Genomic DNA, 17,132 nt, shown 5'->3' on the forward strand with positions numbered 1-17,132 from the left:
CGTGAACACGGAGCCGTTGGATTTCTGCCAGCGTCCGACGCTCCGATATCCCGCATGCCGCCAACGAAGTCGAAGATCCAACCTCCGTCATCATCTCTCGCGCAAGACTGCCGCCGGGAGCGAGCGCCGAGCATCCGTCGAGGAACCCCAGCATGAAACGCCGCCTTTCCACCCTTCTGGCCGCCGCGACTCTCGTCGCCGGCCTCGGCATGACCGCCTCGGCCGAAGCCGGAAACCGCTACTTCAACCATGCGTCCAAGCAGTGGGAGGACGAAAGCCAGTCGCCGCAGCGCCGCTTGTCGCCCTCCATGCGCAAGATGTCGCCCGAGTTCCAGCGCCGGCAGGTGCGCATCGACACGCGGGAAGCGCCCGGCACGATCATCGTCGATAGCGAGCGCAAGTTCCTCTACTATGTCGAGGGCGAGGGACGCGCGACGCGCTACGGGGTCGGCGTCGGCCGCGAGGGCTTCGGATGGGCCGGGCAGATGAGCGTCGGCCGCAAGGCGGAATGGCCGGGCTGGACGCCGCCCAAGGAGATGATCGCCCGCGAGCGCGCCAACGGCCGGATCATCCCGCCCTTCATGGAGGGCGGCCCGCAGAACCCGCTCGGCGCGGCGGCTCTCTATCTCTATCGCGGCGGTCGCGACTCGATCTTCCGCATCCACGGCACGAACCAGCCCTGGACCATCGGCCAGAACATGTCGTCGGGCTGCATCCGCATGATGAACCAGGACGTGCAGCACCTCTACGGCCGCGCTGACCGCGGCACGAAGGTCGTCGTCATCGGCCCGGACGGCGCGGGACGCGAGCGGATCTACCGCGAAGCCGGCATCGCCTCGCGCGGCGCCAACATCCTCGACACGATCTTCGGCGGCTGACCGATCGCGCCGTGACCGACATGGGAGGCCCGCCGGCGACGGCGGGCCTCTTTCGTCTCGTGGCCTATTCCGCGGCTTCGAGCACCGGCAAGACGCCGGAAAGGCGCACCGGCTTCGCGCCGCCGTAGGCCCAGTCCAGAAGCTCCACCGTGTGGAGGATCGGGATCGCCGTGCCCGATCCGATCTGCGTCATGCAGCCGATATTGCCGGTCGCGATGACCTGCGGGGCGACGCGTTCGATGTTGGCGACCTTCCGGTCCCTGAGGCGCGTGGCGATTTCGGGCTGCAGGATGTTGTAGGTGCCGGCCGAGCCGCAGCACAGATGCCCCTCCGGCACGTCGCGCACGGTGAAGCCGGCGGCGGCGAGAAGCGCTTTGGGCGCTTTCACGATCTTCTGCCCGTGCTGCATCGAGCAGGCCGAATGATAGGCGACGACGAGACCTGTCGTCTCGCTCGGCGCGGGCAGGTCCATGACCGCCAGGAACTCGGTCACGTCCTTGGCGAGCGCCGAGACGCGCGCGGCCTTCTCCGCATAGGCCGGATCGAGCCGCAGCATGTGCCCGTAATCCTTGATCGTCGTGCCGCAGCCGGACGCGGTGATGAGGATCGCGTCGAGCCCGCCCCGCTCGATCTCACGCGTCCAGACGTCGACATTTTGCCGCGCGAAGTCGAGCGCCTGCTCCTCGCGCCCCATATGGTGGACGAGCGCGCCGCAGCAGCCCTCTCCTTTCGGCACGATGACGTCGACACCGAGCCGTCCGAGGAGCCGGACGGTCGCCTCGTTGATGCGGGGATCGAGCACGGACTGGGCGCAGCCCCTGAGAAGCGCGACCCGCGGGGCAGCAAGCTGCGCCGAGCCGGGGACGGCCGCTCGCAACGACACATGAACCGCGGGATCGTTGACGGCGGAATGCGCGGGAACGTTCGCGGGCGCCAACCGCAGCATCGCCGCCAGCGGCTTCAGCGGGCCGATGCCGGCAAGGACCGGAATCAGCGGCCGGGCGAGGCGCGCCAGTGTCAGGCTCGCGCGAAACCGTCGGGGATGCGGCAGCACGCGCGCCAGCACCTCCCGGATCAGGCGGTCGAGGAGAGGACGGCGATAGGTCTTCTCGATGTGGACACGGGCGTGGTCCACGAGATGCATGTAGTTCACGCCGGACGGGCACGTCGTCATGCAGGCGAGACAGGACAGGCACCGGTCGATGTGCTTGACGACCTTTTCATCCGCCGGCCGGTCGTTCTCCAGCATGTCCTTGATGAGGTAGATCCGCCCGCGCGGCGAATCCAGCTCGTTGCCGAGCGTCACATAGGTCGGGCACGTCGCCGTGCAGAACCCGCAATGCACGCATTTGCGAATGATCCCTTCGGACTCCGCGACGGCGGGATCGGCGAGCTGGGCGGGGGAGAAGGTGGTCTGCATCTATGTCATCGACTCGATCAGAGGCTGGGGCTCGAACAGGAATTCGATCGCGTACCGCATCAGGGTGATGCTCGGGATGACCCGTGCGGCCGATCGGACGCGCCGGTCGAAATCATGCGCGACAAGGATGCCCCGCACGGTGCGACCCGCTTCTTCCGTCGCGATGTCACCCATGTAGCCGAGGATCTGACCGATGGCTCGGCTATCCGCCGCGCCCGCCTTCAACTCGATGACGACGAGATCGCCTGCCTCGTCTTCACACATGATGTCGATGAAGCCGGACTCCACCGATCGTTCGGCGCCATCGTCGATGATCGTCAGCGAGGCATCGAGCTTTGCGATGCTCCTGCGAAGCTCGGCCTGCATGTCCCGCTCCAAAGCGAAACGCTGCCGAGTTTGTTCGACTTCGGGGATAGGAAGCGACACGCCGGACGACGTGGCGACTTGCGACCGAGCGGCGTCCGCGGCTGCGATGAAGTGGCCATAGCGAACGACGGCGCTCTTATAGGACTGCAAGCTCTTGCGAATGCTGCCTTCAAGCGAAAGCCTGGATGGATTGGGACGCTCGCGCCGCTCGTCGTCCACACCGTATGTCAGTTCCTTGACGACATCCCCAAGCGTCCCGTTCGCCAGATGGGCATCCAAGTCGCCGTAAGCGTCTTCGACGCGGCGCAGGCGGTGGAGCTGTGCGGTTTGCGTATTGGCTGCATACTGCTGGGCAACGAGCCAATCCTTATAGTCGCTGCGCATGACGATACTCGACGAACCCTGAACCTGCCCAGATGATGGTCGCTTTCGCTTGTTCCAATTGAACGGTCGAATAGGTCTCGACGAATCGGTCGACGGACGTTCCCGCAATCAGGGTCTCGAACAGAACGCTGACCGGGACCGCTGTTCCCTTGCACATGAGAGCGCCGCCGAAACGGCCACTCACTGGGTCGAACAAATCGGCTTCCGTCATCTCGAACCCTCCCCCCATCGATCGCACCACCCTACCCCATCCGTCCCGGATTGAGCACGCCGGCCGGGTCGAACTGGTCCTTCAACCGCCCCGCCAAAGCAGCCAGCGGAGCCGCCTGCGGGTGGAAGACCGGCGTCGCGGCGCGAACGGCGTCCGGCGCGCGCACCAGCATCGCGTGGCCGCCGCCGTGCCGCCGGAGCGTATCGCGAACGAGGGCGGCTTCCGGCTCTCCCTCGAGGCGAAGCCAGACGAGGCCGCCCTGCCAGTCGTAGAAGGCGTCGACCGCCGCTTGGAGGCGCAACGCCAGCACGATCTCGGGCCCGCGCGTCGGCGCGACCGAGATCCGCCAGACCGGCGCCTCGGTGCCGTCCGCGAAGGGCCCGACGTCGCGGACGTCGCGCCAGAGAGCCTGGCTCGCCTCGCGCTCCAGCACCTCCAGCGGCCCGGCCTTGGCGAGAGCCGGGCCGAGATGCGCGGCGCGCGCGGCGACGGATGGGCCGAAACCTTCGAGGCGCAGACAGGTCGCGGGTTCCGCGCCGAGAAGGCCCGAGGCGACGCGGGAGGCGACGTAGCGCGGCAGGTGGGCCGCCCCCGACACCTCGGCCGAGGAGCCCATGGCGGCCGCCATCGCGCCCGCGGCCGCCGCATCGTCGAGACCGCGCAGGACGAGCGTCGTCTCCGTCTCGGCCTTCGGCAGGACCTTGATCGTGACGTCGGTCATCACCGCCAGCGTGCCGTAGGAGCCCGCGAGCCCCTTGGAGAGATCGTAGCCCGTGACGTTCTTCACGACGCGCCCGCCCGCCTTGAAGACCTCCGCTCGGCCCGAGACGGCGGTGACGCCGAGCACGTGGTCGCGCGCCGCCCCCTGCTTCAGCCGGCGCGGGCCGGACAGGTTGCAGGCCAGCACGCCGCCGAGCGTTCCCCGGCCGGCCGGCCGGCCGAACAGCGGACCATAATCCATCGGCTCGAATTCGAGCCGCTGCTGCGCTTCGTCGACCAGACGTTCGATCTCGGCGATCGGCGTTCCCGCCCGGGCCGAGAGCACGAGCTCGTCCGGCTCGTAGAGCGTCACGCCGGACAGACCTTCGAGCGAGAGCGTCCGCGCCGCCTGCACGGGACGCCCGAGGCCGCGCTTGGATCCCGCGCCCTCGATCTCCAGCGGCTCCCCTTGCGAGACCGCGGCGGCGACGATCTCGCGCACGTCCTCCACACTGCCGGGCCGCAGGATGGTGCGATCGGGATCGGTCGTGACGGCAAAGCTCATGAAAAGACGGCACCCCGGTAGAGGTCGGCAAGGCTGCAGGAGAAACCGAATTCGGGAAGGTCGATCCGGTCGTCCGGATCGCGGAGGACGGTCTCGGCCCATCCGGCATCGCGCGAGAATATCCGCACGCAGGATTCGGTCTGCGCGATCCGAAGGACGTGCCGGCAGGCGGCCAGTTCCTGGTAGCGCGGCAGCTTCCAGATGAGGTCGTAATGTTCGGTCGACGGCGAGAGGACCGCCGCGATCAACGGGCAATCGTCGTAGAATCGGTCGCCGCCATCGTCCTCCTCTTCCCGCGGATCCACGATCGCGACATCGGCCACGGGACGGAAATCCGGCGAGGAATGGCGGATCCCGGCCTCCCTGCGTCCGTCGTATCGGCTTGCCGCGCGCGCCAGCGCCGCGCTGAGCAATCGCTCCAGGTTCGAGGCGATCCGTCCGTGACGCATGGTGGCAGGCGGCATCTGGATCGGAATTCCTTCGATCAGTTCCCAGCGCGCGTCCACGTCCTCGTGCCGCGCCAAAAAGTCGAGATAGGACGCCTCGTCGAAGCGTCGGTGAACGGGACGAAGGCCGGCAACGCTCATCTCCGCCCCCTCAGAACCGCGGCAGGTCGGGAAAGGCGACCTCGCCTCTATGGACATGCATGCGCCCGAGTTCGGCGCAGCGGTGGAGGACGGGGAAGACCTTGCCGGGATTGAGGAGATGCTTGGCGTCGAAGGCGCATTTCACGCGCTGCTGGTGCTTCAGGTCGTCTTCGGAGAACATTTCCGGCATGAGGTCGCGTTTTTCGATGCCGACGCCGTGCTCGCCGGTCAGCACGCCGCCGACCTTGACGCAGAGCCGCAGGATGTCGTTGCCGAACTCCTCGGCCGCCTCGAGCTCGCCCGGCTTGTTGGCATCGTAGAGGATCAGCGGATGGAGATTGCCGTCGCCGGCATGGAAGACGTTGGCGACCTTCAGACCGTATTTCTCCGACAAAGCCTTCATGCCCGCGAGCACCGTCGGCAGCTCCTTCCTCGGGATCGTGCCGTCCATGCAGTAGTAATCCGGCGAGATCCGCCCGACGGCCGGAAACGCCGCCTTGCGCCCGGCCCAGAAAGCGGCGCGCTCCTCCTCGCTCGTCGACACGCGGCAGGTCACCGAGCCGTTGGCGAGCGCGATGGCCTCGACCTCGGCGAGGAGGTGGTCGACCTCCGCGCGCGGCCCGTCGAGCTCCACGATGAGCAGCGCCTCGACGTCGAGCGGATAGCCGGCATGAACGAAGGCCTCGGCCGCCGCGATCGCCGGCCGGTCCATCATCTCCATGCCGCCGGGAATGATGCCCTTGGCGATGATCGCCGCGACGCAGGCGCCCGCCTCCTCCGAGGTCGGAAAGCCGATCAGCACCGCGCGGGCCGTTTCCGGCGCCTGGAGGATGCGCACCGTCACCTCGGTCACGACGCCGAGCAGTCCCTCCGAGCCGGTCATCAGGCCGAGGAGATCGTAGCCCTCGGAATCCAGATGCTTCCCGCCGAGCCGCACGACCTCGCCCTCCATCGTGACGAACTCGACGCCGAGCACGTTGTTCGACGTCAGGCCGTATTTCAGGCAGTGCACGCCGCCGGAATTTTCCGCGACATTGCCGCCGATCGAACAGGCGATCTGAGAGGAGGGATCGGGCGCGTAATAGAAGCCGCGATGCTCCACCGCGCGCGTGATTCCAAGATTGGTGACGCCGGGCTGCACCACCGCGCATCGATTGTCGAAGTCGATGTCGAGCACCCGGTTGAAGCGCGAGAGAACGAGGAGGACGCCGTCCTCCAGCGGCAAGGCGCCGCCGGACAAGGAGGTGCCGGATCCGCGCGGCACGACCGGAATGTCGTTGGCGTGGCAATAGCGCAGCACCGCCGCGACCTCGGCCACCGTCTCCGGCAGCACCACGGCCAGCGGCAGTTGCCGGTAGGCGGTGAGCCCGTCCGTCTCGAAGACCCGCATCTCGTCGCGGGCCTCGACGACGCCCTCGCCGGGTACGATGGCCTTCAGGGCCGCCACGATCTCGGCGCGGCGCGACAGGACGGCGGCACTCGGCTTCGGCATCAGAACGGACATCGGGTCTCCCTCCCCGCCGCCGAAGCGGCGCGTCTGGCGAAGTTTAGGCAGGGAGCGGACCGAAGTCCATGTAACCTTCCATGTCGGACAGGCGATCTCCTTTGCAGGACCGCGCGATGTCCCGGCGTGCCCGTCTTGCACGAACGGGCGTTTCGTCGCTCGCCGGATGCCGGCAGCGCCGCCTTGCGCCCCCGGCGGAACGGCTCCCGCCCGAGGCCGTTCTCCGCCCAGCAGAGAGGGAGCCACATGATGGACAAGAAACACAGCACCGATTCCGAGACACAGGTTCCGCCGGTGATCGAGGACAAGCCGACGCCCGGCGACCAGACGCGTCCCCTGACGCCCGAGGAGGACCTCGATCACGCCGTCGAGGAGACCTTCCCGGCCTCCGATCCGATCTCGCCGAGCCGCATCGACACCCCGTCGACGTGATCTGAAGACGAAGCCGACGCCGCCGGACGATCGTGCCGGCGGCGTCGTCGCGTCAACTCTGCACGGACTGGACCGAGCCGCCGTCGACCCGGACGTTCGAGCCGTTGACGAAGGACCCGCGCTCCGAGACGAGGAGAGCGATGACGGCCGCAACCTCCTCGGCCCGGCCGCGACGCTTCAGAACGATCCCCGGCCGCTCCTCCTTGAGAAAGCTCTCCACTGCCTCGTCGAAGGACGTGCCGTTCTCCGCCGCGCGCTTCTTCATCATCTCGTCCGTCATATCGGTCGCGATGAAGGCGGGCGAGACGGTGTTGCAGAGGATGCCGTGCTCGGCCTCGCGATAGGACAGGTTCTTCACGAAGGCCGCGAGAGCCGCCTTGGCGGCGTTGTAGGTCGCTTCCTCCCAATAGGGCTGGACGGCATTTTCCGACGCGATGCAGACGAATCGTCCCCAGCCGCCCCGGCGCATGGCCGGAAACGTCGCGCGCGCGACATGGACCGCCGAGAGGAAGTCCGTGCGCCAGGCCTCCTCGTAGTCCGCGTCCGTCATGTCCAGCGGATCGCCCTTGGCGCCCGTGATCCCCGCCGTGTGGACGACGATGTCGATCCGGCCGAAGCGCTCCAGCGCGGCCTTCGCCACGGCGTCGACCTCCTCCTGCCGCGTCACGTCGGCCGCGATCGTCGCGACGTCCGTGCCGAGACCCGAAGCCTCTGCCTCCCACGCGCCCCGCGCGCGGTCGGTGAGGACGAGCTTCGCCCCTTCCGCGGCCAGGACCTTCGCCGTCGCGAAGCCCATGCCGCCGTCGGCGCCGGTGATGAGGGCGACCCTGTCCTTGATCCCGAGATCCATGCTGTATCCGTTCCGTGAGCTTGATGGCGTTCTGCGTGACAACGGGTGTTTTCGCCTTAGGTTTCGCGGGGCGAACCGACGGAGCGCCTGTCCCCGATGCCCGACCACGATTTCAAGAGCCCGCGCCTCCACGTCGAGGCGGACCTTGCCGAGGGCATCGCGGTCGAACTGGACCCGGCGCAGGCCAACTATCTCCAGAACGTGCTTCGGTTGGGGGCCGGCGAGACGGTTCTCCTCTTCAACGGCCGGGACGGAGAATGGCGGTCCGAGCTCGTACCCGTCTCGAAGAAGAAGCTGGTGCTGAAGCCGCTCGCCCGCCAGCGCGAACAGACGGAGCGCGGCAGCCTCCACTATCTCTTCGCGCCGCTGAAGCAGGCGCGGCTCGACTACATGGTGCAGAAGGCGGTCGAGATGGGCGCGGGTCTCCTGCGTCCGGTGCTGACGCAGCACGTCCAGGCGCCGCGCATCAATCTCGACCGCGTTCGGGCCAACGCCGTGGAAGCCGCCGAACAGTGCGGCATCCTGGCGCTCCCCGCGATCGAGCCGCCGATCCGCCTCGCAGATCTTCTGGAGACCTTCGATCCCGCCCGGACACTCGTCTTCTGCGACGAGCGGGCGGCCTCGGCGAGCCCGATCGAGGTGCTGACAGCGGCGCGCTTCCGGCCGATATCGCTTCTGATCGGCCCAGAAGGCGGGTTTTCCGAAGCCGAGCGCGTGCTTCTGCGCTCGCATCCGGCCACCGTTCCGATCTCGCTCGGCCCCCGCATCCTGCGCGCCGACACGGCGGCGGTCGCGGCGCTGGCCGTCGTCCAGGCGAGCATCGGCGACTGGAACGACGGTTGAGCCGGGCGCGAATCATGTCCACCCCGTTCGACCGAAACCTCTTGCGCCTCCTGTCGAAAAAATGGAGACAGCCGGCAAGACTGACCGACCCTCGCGCCCCGTTCCGGCGCGGGCGGTCCCGACCGCTTCCAAGGATGGCAGAATGGCCCGCGACACGACCGACATGACGCCGGTGGCGTCGTTCGAAGACCTCGTCGGCCACCTGAAGTCCGGCGAGAAGCCGCCGGAGCAGTTCCGGATCGGCACGGAGCACGAGAAATTCGGCTTCTATCCAGGCGACCTCTCGCCGGTTCCCTACGAGGGCGAGCGCGGCATCCGCGCCCTCCTCGAAGGCATGCAGGTCTTGTCCGGCTGGGAGCCGATCGTCGACGACGGCAAGCTGATCGGGCTGGCCGGCGCGGAGGGACAGGGCGCGATCTCGCTGGAGCCGGGCGGTCAGTTCGAGCTGTCGGGCGCCCCGGTCGAGACGATCCACGACACGTGCCGCGAATCGAACCGGCATCTGGCGGATGTCCGGAAGGTGGCGGGCGCGCTCGGGATCGAGTTCCTCGGCCTCGGCTCCAGCCCGCTCTGGACCTTGCCCGAGACGCCGCGGATGCCGAAGTCGCGCTACGCGATCATGGAGCGCTACATGCCGAAGGTCGGCTCGCGCGGCCTCGACATGATGTTTCGCACCACGACGATCCAGGTCAATCTCGACTTCTCCTCGGAAGCCGACATGCGCGCCAAGATGCAGGTCGGCATGCGCCTCCAGGCGGTCGCCTCCGCGCTCTTCGCCAATTCGCCCTTCACCGAGGGCAAGCCGAACGGCCTCGTTTCCTGGCGCTCGGACGTCTGGTCCGATGTCGACAACCAGCGCTCCGGCCTCCTGCCCTTCGTGTTCGAGCCGGGCTTCACCTATGCCGACTATGCGGCCTGGGCGCTCGACGTGCCGATGTATTTCGTGATGCGCGAAGGCCGCTATCACGATGCGACGGACGTGACCTTCCGCCAGTTCCTCGACGGCGCGCTGAACGGGCGCATTCCCGACCCCGAGCCCTCGATGGGCGACTGGACGAACCATCTCTCGACGCTCTTCCCGGACGTGCGCCTGAAGCGCTTCCTGGAGATGCGCGGGGCCGATGGCGGCCCCTGGCGCGGCATCTGCGCGCTGCCGGCCTACTGGGTCGGCCTTCTCTACGACGCCGGCGCGCTCGGAGAAGCCGAGGCGCTGACCGCCGACTGGAGCTTCGAGGAGGTCTCGGCCCTTCGCGCCGCGGTGCCCCGATCGGGACTGGCCACGCCGTTTCGCGGCGGGACCGTGCTCGACATCGCCAAGGCCTCCCTCGCCATCGCGCGACGCGGTCTCGTCGCGCGCGCCCGGCTGAACGAGGACGGCTTCGACGAAAGCGTGTTTCTCGGCCCCCTGGAAGACATCGTCGGACGCGGTACGACCGCCGCCGAGGAACTGGTGCGCCGCTACGAGGGCGAATGGGAGCACTCCATGGAGCGCGTGTTCCGTCACCTGACCTACTGACGGGCCGGACGATCGGACCCTGCCGGATCCATCCCGCCGGGCCCGATCCGACCGATCCCGCGGACGCGCGAGAGCAATTTGCGCGGCGTCCTTGGCAGACGCGGCGAAGACCGCCATGGTCGGCGCGGGCGATGGGCTCGGCGGACAGGGCGCCGGGCGCCCGGGAGACGGGTCATGGCGAGCTTCGACAACTGGTTGACGGTCACCGATCCCAAGCTCTTCGGCGAGGCTCTCGCCGAGCAGTTCCGGCTGAGCCAGAACGAGTTGGAGAAGGCGACGCAGGCGCTGGCGCCCGCCTTCACGCTCGGCTTCCAGAACGCCATGGCCGATCCCGGCATCTGGCCGGACCTCACCCAGGCCTTCCAAGGGCTCGTGCCGGGCTTCGGCGGCACGACGCCGCCCGCGGCCCATCCCGGCGAGATCTTCACGCGGGCCTTCTTCGGCTCCGACGCCTTGTCCGCCGCCATCGCGAGGCAGGCCTCGCTCGTCGCCGGCATCGCGCCGGATACGATGCAAAAGCTGATGCCCGGCCTCGCGGCCCTGACCATGCAGTCGATGGTCCGCTCCAGCATGGCGACGCTCGGCCGCAACGCGCCGGCGGGTCTTGCGACCGGCGACCTCGGCGGAGCGACGGCCGAGATGATGCGGCGCGGCGCCAATGCGGTGGAAGCCTTGTCGCGCCCGTCCGATGCGGCTCCGGCACGCCGCGGCGCGGCGTTTCCCGGTCCCGTCGAGGGCATGGCCGACATTTTCGCCGATTCCCTGAAGGCCAGCCTCTCCTGGCTACAGCCGCGACCCGGACTGCCCGCGGAAACGCCGAAGGCGCCGGGGCCCTCGATGCCGCAAGGCGTGCCCGTCGATCCGATGGCGCCCTTCGCCGCCATGTTCCAGGCCTTCGCGGAAGGCTTCAGCAGGGGCACGCCGAAGGAGGAGGCCCCGCCTCCGCCGGCCCCGCCCGCATCGCCGCCGGCACACGAGGCCAAGCCGGATGCCGGCGCGTCCGGGGACGATCTCGTCGGCGGTCTCTTGCGCACGGGACAGAGCCTCGGCGACGGCTATGCCCGCGAGATGGCGGCGCTATTCGAGCGCTACGGACGCGCGCCCAAACCGCAATGATCGGCATGGCCGGCGCTTCGCGACGGTTGCGTATCGCGCTGCACCCGATCGTCTGGTAAGGGAGGATCGTCGTCGGGCGTCTGTCGCGCCCGGGCGCCGCCTTCGAGCCCTTGCGCATGATCGCCGTCATGCGCCGGCTTGGCTCCGGAGGTTGCCGTCCTATCTGGAACGACGCCAGGGCCGTCCGGCCCGTGACCGGTGGATCGATGCTTCTGCTCAATGCCCTGATCGTGTTCTTGCTGATTCTGCTGAACGGCTTTTTCGCGATGTCCGAACTCGCCATGGTCTCGGCCAAGCGCTCTCGGCTCCAGCAGTTGGCGACCGAGGGCCGGCGCGGCGCCAAGCGCGCCCTCAAGCTGATCGACGATCCCACGGGCTTCCTCTCGACGGTGCAGGTCGGCATCACGCTCGTGGGCATCTTCGCGGGCGCCTACGGCGGCTCGGTCTTCGCCGGCCCGCTCGCAGAGATCATCCGGCCGATCGCGGGCATCGGCGCCTATGCCGATACGGCCGCCTTCATCATCGTCGTCATCATCATCACCTATCTCTCGCTGATCTTCGGCGAACTCGTGCCCAAGCGCTTCGCCATGAAGCATCCCGAGGGCATCGCGGTCTTCGTGGCGCCCGTCATGGCGACGCTCGCCGTCGTCGGCGCGCCGATCGTCTGGCTGCTCCGCGTGTCCACCATGGCCGTTTCCAGCCTCTTCGGCGCCTCCACCGAGGACACCAACATGGTGACCGAGGAGGACGTGAAGGCGATGATCGCGGAGGGAACGCAGTCCGGCGTCTTCGAGCAGAAGGAGCGCGAGATGCTGGAGGGCGTGCTGCGAATCGCCGACCGGACCGTGCGCTCCATCATGGTCCCGCGTCCCGACGCCGCCTGGCTCTCCTCCACCGACAGTCCCGAGGAGATCCTCGACGAGGTCAACTCGTCCGGCCATTCCCGACTGCCGGTCATCGGGGTCGAGAACGACGACATCGTCGGCGTGGTCCAGGCCAAGGACCTCCTCCAGCAGATGCGCCAGACCGGGACGATCGACCTCGGCGAGGCGGTTCGTGAACCGCTCTTCGTCAACGAGACGATGCCGATCCTGAAGCTTCTGGAACGCTTCCGCTCCTCGCATCTCCACATGGCGATCGTGCTCGACGAATACGGATCCTTCGAAGGCATCGTGACGCCGACCGACATCCTGATCGCCATCGCCGGCTCGATGCCGGAGGGTTTGGAGGACGAGTACAGCGCGGTGCAGCGGGGCGACGGCTCCTGGCTTCTGGACGCCGGCATGCCGATCGACGATGTGGAGCGCGTGGTGGAGAAGCTGCGCCTGCCGAAGGAGCGCGACTACGAGACGCTGGCCGGCTTCATGCTGGAGCGCTTCGGCCACATTCCCGAGGTCGGCGAGAGCACCGTCTACGAAGGCTGGACCTTCGAGGTCATGGATCTCGACGGGCGGCGCATCGACAAGGTCCTGGCGATCCAGCCGGCCGTCGAGGTCGACGAGGACGACGGCACGTCGTTCTGACGCCGTCACCGCTCGATGCCGTCACGGCCCGATCCGAACTTTGCCCTGGAAACGAAAACGGCCCGCGGATGAAGCGGGCCGTTTACATATCAGGGTCTGCGGGACGGCAGGCGATCATGTGCTGCGGCGGCGCTTGGCGGCAACCATGGCGAGTTGAAAGGTCGGATCGGTCCGCCAGCTCTGCTCCAGCGCGTCGTGGACGTCGTCGCGCTTCAGGCCGATATCGGTGAGGAGATAGTCGGGAAGCTGGGCGACCTGCATCGCGGCCCGCCGGTTCAGCGCCGTGCGCAGCATGGCGGACGCGCCGGCCAGGAGGATCGCCGGCGAGGGCAGGTGGAAGGTGAGCCGCCTTGCGGGCGTCTGCCGTGTGAAGAGGGTCATGGAACGGGCTCCTTCGGGCCTGTCGGGGTTTCTGCCCCGAAACGTGATCGACCGAGCGGGGCTCTCGGCTCGGTTCGCCCGGCAAGGCTCCGCCGCCGCGCCGGACCCTCTCGGTCCGCCGGTGAAGACGTCGCTCTGTCTTGCCTGACGAGATGGAATTTAGGCCGGAGCGATTGATCAATCCAACGAATGTTGCTTATGATCGTCATCAGAACCCGTGATGCGAGCCGACGCCGCCTCGACCGCCGCCGACTCCGATGGAAAGGTTGATCCGATGGCCGCTCCGCTCGATCTCGACCAGCTCCGGTCCTTCGTCGCCATCGTCGACACCGGGAGCTTCACCCGGGCCGCCGACGAGGTGTTCAAGACGCAGTCGGCCGTGTCCATGCAGATGCGCAAGCTAGAGGAGCGGCTCGGCGTGCAGCTGTTCGAGCGCACCGGACGCACGGTGCGCCTCAGCGAGGACGGCGCCCTGCTCCTCACCTATGCGCGCAAGATGATGACGCTGAGCCTCGAAGCGCTGTCGGCCTTCGACGAGGACGAGATCGAGGGGCATGTTCGGATCGGCCTGCCCGACGACTATGCCGAGCGCCTGCTGCCGGAGATCATGGCACGATTCTCGCGCTCCAATCCCAAGGTCGAGCTGCAGATCGCCTGCGAGCCGTCGATCAATCTCATCGAGCATGTCGAGAAGGGACAGCTCGACGTCGCGCTCGTCTGCACCTCGCGCGCCGCCCAGGCCGAGGTCGTTCGGCGCGAGCCGCTGCACTTCGTCACCTCCGCCGCCCATGACGTGCATCTGGAGCCGGTCCTGCCGCTCGCGATCGGCCGCGCGGACTGCGAATGGCGCCAGCAGTGCATCGACGCGCTGCGCCAGATCGGGCGCGAGCATCGCATCCTCTTCACCTCATGGTCGGCGACGATCGTCACCTCGGCGGTCCTGTCGGGGCTCGCCGTCAGCGTCCTGCCGGAATGCGCGCTGCGCTCGGGGATGCGGGTTCTGGGCGAGGCCGACGGCTTTCCCCTGCTGCCCGACGCCGAGATCGGCATGCTGCGCGCCAAGAATTCCGACAAGCCGGTGATCCAGGCTCTCGTCTGCCACATCCGCGACAGCCTGGAGAACCTGATGCCGCCGGTCGAGCAATTGGCGACGCGGCGCGTCCCCGAGACGCGCATGATCCGCTCGCAGCGCCATCGTCCGTCCATGACGGCCGCCGGTTGGTGAGGCTGCACGCCGCACCGCCTCGACACCGCCCCGTTTGGATCGCCAGATGTCCGCGATGAGCCTTACCGACACGCCGCAAGCCGCCTCCAACCTCTTCGAATATTCCGTGTCGGAGCTTTCCGGCGCGTTGAAGCGAACGGTCGAGGAGCGTTTCGACCACGTGCGCGTGCGCGGCGAGATCTCCGGCTACCGCGGCCCCCATTCCTCGGGCCACGCCTATTTCGCCCTGAAGGACGATCGCGCGCGGCTGGAGGCGGTGGTCTGGCGCACGAGCTTCGGCAAGCTCGCCTTCAAGCCGGAGGAAGGCCTGGAGGTCATCGCGACCGGCAAGCTCACGACCTATCCCGGCTCGTCCAAATACCAGATCGTCATCGAGCAGATGGAACCGGCCGGCGCGGGCGCGCTGATGGCGCTTCTCAACGAGCGCCGGTTGAAGCTCGAAGCGGAGGGGCTCTTCGCTGCCGACGCGAAGAAGCCGATCCCCTTCATGCCCCGCGTCATCGGCATCGTGACCTCGCCGACCGGCGCCGTCATCCGCGACATCCATCACCGCATCGCCGACCGTTTCCCCGTCCATCTCCTCGTCTGGCCGGTGCGCGTGCAGGGGGAGACCAGCGGAGCAGAGGTCGCCGCCGGCATCGCCGGGCTCAACGCCATCGACGGCAAGGGCGCGCTGCCGCGTCCGGACCTCATCATCGTCGCGCGCGGCGGCGGCAGCCTGGAAGACCTCTGGGGCTTCAACGACGAGGCCGTGGTGCGCGCGGCCGCCGCCTCCGACATCCCGCTGATCTCGGCCGTCGGCCACGAGACCGACTGGACCCTGATCGACCATGCCGCCGACCGGCGCGCCCCGACGCCGACCGGCGCGGCCGAGATGGCCGTCCCCGTGCGCGCCGATCTCGTGGCCGGGCTCGCCGCGCTCCACGCGCGCCACTCCGCCGCGATTTCGAGGCGCTTTTCCGAGGAGCGGCGCGGCATCGCGTCCCTTTCGCGCGGCCTGCCCGCGCCGGACATGCTGCTCGCCCTTCCCCGCCGCCGGCTCGACGAGAGCGCCAACGAGATCGGCCGCTGCCTCGCCATCGCGGTGGGCGAGAAGCGCCGCGCCTTCTCCGGCACGAGCGCGCGTCTCGCCCCGCAAAACCTCGAATCGCTCGTCCGCCACAAGCGCGCGGAGCTCCGCGAGAGCGAAGGTCGCGCACTTCATGCCCTGCAAGGCCTCGCCTGGAAGCGGCGCCAGGCCTTCGACCGCCTGGTCGCGGAGCTTCGCCCGCACCAGATCGGCGCCCTGGCCGCCGCCTCCCGCCACCGGCTGGACACGCTCGGCACGCGTCTTTCCGCCGCGATCGACGCCGCCGGCGAGCGCAAGCGGATCGGGTTGCTGGCCGCCTCGCGCATCGCCGCCAGCCTCGATCCGCGCCAGGTGCTCAAACGCGGCTATGCCATCATCCGCGACGCGGAGAACCGCCCGGTCACGCGGCCGGAAGAGCTCGTGCCGGGCATGGCGTTCGAGGTGGAATTCTCCGCCGACCAGCGCCGCTCGGCCGTCGTCACCGGAGAGCTCGACCGCGAGTCCCCGCCGCTGCGCGCACGGCCCCGTCCGCCGCGCCGTGCGCCCAAGATCGCGCAAGGCCAGGGCACGCTGTTCTGACCGCTTCCCGACGGAGCCGGACGGCGCCGAGCCGCCGCGATGGCGTCTTGGTTAACCGCCGAGCGCTAGGATCTGGCCGGCCGCGCGTCTCACGCTGGAGATCGGTGCAAGCGGTCGGGCGAGCGGAGCCTCTGGATGTCTCGGGTCACGTGGTTCGATGGGGTTTGCCGCCCCGATGAAACCGGCATCGGCGCCCCGGTCGATCCCGATAGGGCTTGCGACGGCGAGATCGCCGGTCCGCCCCGCCATCCTTCGAGCGGCTTCGCCGGAACCCCGACGCCGTGAGGTCCCCCGTCCCCGACATAGAGATCGGTTCGCTCCGGCTGTCCGAGGCGGATCCGGACGCATTCGACCATGCGCTCGACGCGGCCGAGCGCGCCCGCGCCGATCGATACGTCCGGCGGGAGGACCGCGATCGGTTCCGGCTCGGCCGGGGCCTCCTCCGGCGGATGCTGGCGGCCGAACTCGGTCGCAGCCCCGCATCGCTCCGGTTTCTGGCCGACGCGCATGGCAAGCCGATCCTCGACGGGCCCTGCCCGCTCGCCTTCAACCTCTCCCATTCCGGCGATCTCGTGCTGGCCGCCATCGGCCGGGTTGCCGCGATCGGGATCGACGTCGAGCGTCGCCGGGACGATCTCGACCTCCGCGCGGTGGGAGCGGAGGTCTACACGCCGGGCGAAATCGCCGCGATCGCGGCTGCATCGCCCGGGGGCCGCGCGGCCGTCTTCTTCGACCTCTGGACCTTCAAGGAAGCCCTTCTCAAAGGCATCGGCACCGGCTTCGTCGCGGACCCGCGTTCGGTCGAGATCCGCATCGGTCCCGATGGCGCGCGTGCGGCCTCGGCCCGCCGCTCCGATCCCGACCCCTGCGCCCCTTGGCGGATCGAACGGCTCTCCGTTCCCGCCGGCTACCACGCCGCGCTCGCGGTCCTTCCGCACGCCGTCGCTGAGCCCTCGATGCCCGATGTCCCAGGCTGACGGGCGC

At 68.6% G+C, this 17,132-nt stretch carries 17 protein-coding genes; 9 read left to right on the forward strand and 8 right to left on the reverse strand.

Features of this window, described 5'->3' with window-relative positions; genetic code table 11:
* The first annotated feature begins 152 nt into the window (after positions 1-152).
* Entirely contained in the window at positions 153-878 is a 726-nt protein-coding gene (locus ASG43_RS04700) for a L,D-transpeptidase (RefSeq protein WP_056500706.1), read from the forward strand.
* Between the two features lie 64 nt (positions 879-942).
* Here ASG43_RS04700 and glcF read toward each other — a convergent pair whose 3' ends face one another.
* From glcF to ASG43_RS04730, 6 genes are read right to left on the reverse strand one after another with little or no spacing between them, the layout of a single operon-like run.
* Positions 943-2,298 (reverse strand): glycolate oxidase subunit GlcF, encoded by a 1,356-nt coding sequence (gene glcF / locus ASG43_RS04705; RefSeq protein ID WP_056500709.1) that lies wholly within the window; start codon positions 2,296-2,298, stop codon positions 943-945.
* Positions 2,299-3,048, reverse strand: coding sequence for an endonuclease NucS domain-containing protein (locus ASG43_RS04710; RefSeq protein ID WP_056500710.1), 750 nt, complete (start codon positions 3,046-3,048; stop codon positions 2,299-2,301).
* The gene (locus ASG43_RS04715) at positions 3,032-3,259 is read right to left on the reverse strand and encodes a DUF433 domain-containing protein (protein WP_162244671.1); all 228 of its coding nucleotides are present in this window, start codon (positions 3,257-3,259) and stop codon (positions 3,032-3,034) included. Before ASG43_RS04715 ends, ASG43_RS04710 begins: the two co-directional genes overlap by 17 nt.
* Positions 3,260-3,290: 31 nt before the next feature.
* The gene (gene glcE / locus ASG43_RS04720) at positions 3,291-4,523 is read right to left on the reverse strand and encodes a glycolate oxidase subunit GlcE (RefSeq protein ID WP_056500717.1); all 1,233 of its coding nucleotides are present in this window, start codon (positions 4,521-4,523) and stop codon (positions 3,291-3,293) included.
* Positions 4,520-5,110: a Uma2 family endonuclease gene (locus tag ASG43_RS04725; RefSeq protein ID WP_056500719.1), complete on the reverse strand. Its 591-nt coding sequence runs from the start codon at positions 5,108-5,110 to the stop codon at positions 4,520-4,522. The genes glcE and ASG43_RS04725 overlap by 4 nt, the downstream gene beginning before the upstream one ends.
* A 10-nt stretch (positions 5,111-5,120) precedes the next feature.
* Complete coding sequence (locus ASG43_RS04730) at positions 5,121-6,614, reverse strand: FAD-linked oxidase C-terminal domain-containing protein (RefSeq protein ID WP_056500723.1); 1,494 nt, start codon at positions 6,612-6,614, stop codon at positions 5,121-5,123.
* A gap of 246 nt (positions 6,615-6,860) precedes the next feature.
* Here ASG43_RS04730 and ASG43_RS04735 point away from each other — a divergent pair, with 246 nt between their 5' ends.
* A complete protein-coding gene (locus ASG43_RS04735) occupies positions 6,861-7,046 on the forward strand; it encodes a hypothetical protein (protein WP_056500726.1) in 186 nt (61 codons plus the stop codon).
* A 52-nt stretch (positions 7,047-7,098) separates the two neighbouring features.
* Here ASG43_RS04735 and ASG43_RS04740 read toward each other — a convergent pair whose 3' ends face one another.
* A complete protein-coding gene (locus ASG43_RS04740; protein ID WP_056500729.1) occupies positions 7,099-7,896 on the reverse strand; it encodes an SDR family oxidoreductase in 798 nt (265 codons plus the stop codon).
* A 96-nt stretch (positions 7,897-7,992) separates the two neighbouring features.
* Between ASG43_RS04740 and ASG43_RS04745 the strand changes: the two genes are divergently transcribed.
* The 4 genes from ASG43_RS04745 to ASG43_RS04760 all read left to right on the forward strand — a co-directional run bounded on the left by ASG43_RS04745 (position 7,993) and on the right by ASG43_RS04760 (position 12,894).
* Entirely contained in the window at positions 7,993-8,739 is a 747-nt protein-coding gene (locus ASG43_RS04745; RefSeq protein ID WP_056500732.1) for a 16S rRNA (uracil(1498)-N(3))-methyltransferase, read from the forward strand.
* 142 nt (positions 8,740-8,881) lie between these two features.
* Positions 8,882-10,255 carry a glutamate--cysteine ligase gene (locus ASG43_RS04750; protein ID WP_056500736.1) on the forward strand — a complete coding sequence of 458 codons (1,374 nt, stop codon included), beginning with the start codon at positions 8,882-8,884 and terminating at the stop codon, positions 10,253-10,255.
* 174 nt (positions 10,256-10,429) lie between these two features.
* Positions 10,430-11,371, forward strand: coding sequence for a hypothetical protein (locus ASG43_RS04755; RefSeq protein ID WP_056500738.1), 942 nt, complete (start codon positions 10,430-10,432; stop codon positions 11,369-11,371).
* A 206-nt stretch (positions 11,372-11,577) separates the two neighbouring features.
* Entirely contained in the window at positions 11,578-12,894 is a 1,317-nt protein-coding gene (locus tag ASG43_RS04760) for a hemolysin family protein (RefSeq protein WP_056501170.1), read from the forward strand.
* 114 nt (positions 12,895-13,008) lie between these two features.
* Here ASG43_RS04760 and ASG43_RS04765 read toward each other — a convergent pair whose 3' ends face one another.
* Positions 13,009-13,275, reverse strand: a complete 267-nt coding sequence (locus ASG43_RS04765) for a DUF1127 domain-containing protein (RefSeq protein WP_082490600.1) — start codon at positions 13,273-13,275, stop codon at positions 13,009-13,011.
* Positions 13,276-13,549: 274 nt separating this feature from the next.
* Between ASG43_RS04765 and ASG43_RS04770 the strand changes: the two genes are divergently transcribed.
* The 3 genes from ASG43_RS04770 (at position 13,550) to ASG43_RS04780 (ending at position 17,125) form a co-directional block, all read left to right on the forward strand.
* Positions 13,550-14,500 carry a LysR substrate-binding domain-containing protein gene (locus tag ASG43_RS04770; protein WP_056501176.1) on the forward strand — a complete coding sequence of 317 codons (951 nt, stop codon included), beginning with the start codon at positions 13,550-13,552 and terminating at the stop codon, positions 14,498-14,500.
* 55 nt (positions 14,501-14,555) lie between these two features.
* Positions 14,556-16,148: an exodeoxyribonuclease VII large subunit gene (xseA, locus tag ASG43_RS04775; protein ID WP_056501178.1), complete on the forward strand. Its 1,593-nt coding sequence runs from the start codon at positions 14,556-14,558 to the stop codon at positions 16,146-16,148.
* 281 nt (positions 16,149-16,429) lie between these two features.
* Positions 16,430-17,125 (forward strand): 4'-phosphopantetheinyl transferase superfamily protein, encoded by a 696-nt coding sequence (locus ASG43_RS04780; protein WP_056500741.1) that lies wholly within the window; start codon positions 16,430-16,432, stop codon positions 17,123-17,125.
* The last annotated feature ends 7 nt before the right edge of the window (positions 17,126-17,132 follow it).

This window comes from Aureimonas sp. Leaf454, assembly GCF_001424685.1.
Lineage (GTDB): Bacteria > Pseudomonadota > Alphaproteobacteria > Rhizobiales > Rhizobiaceae > Plantimonas.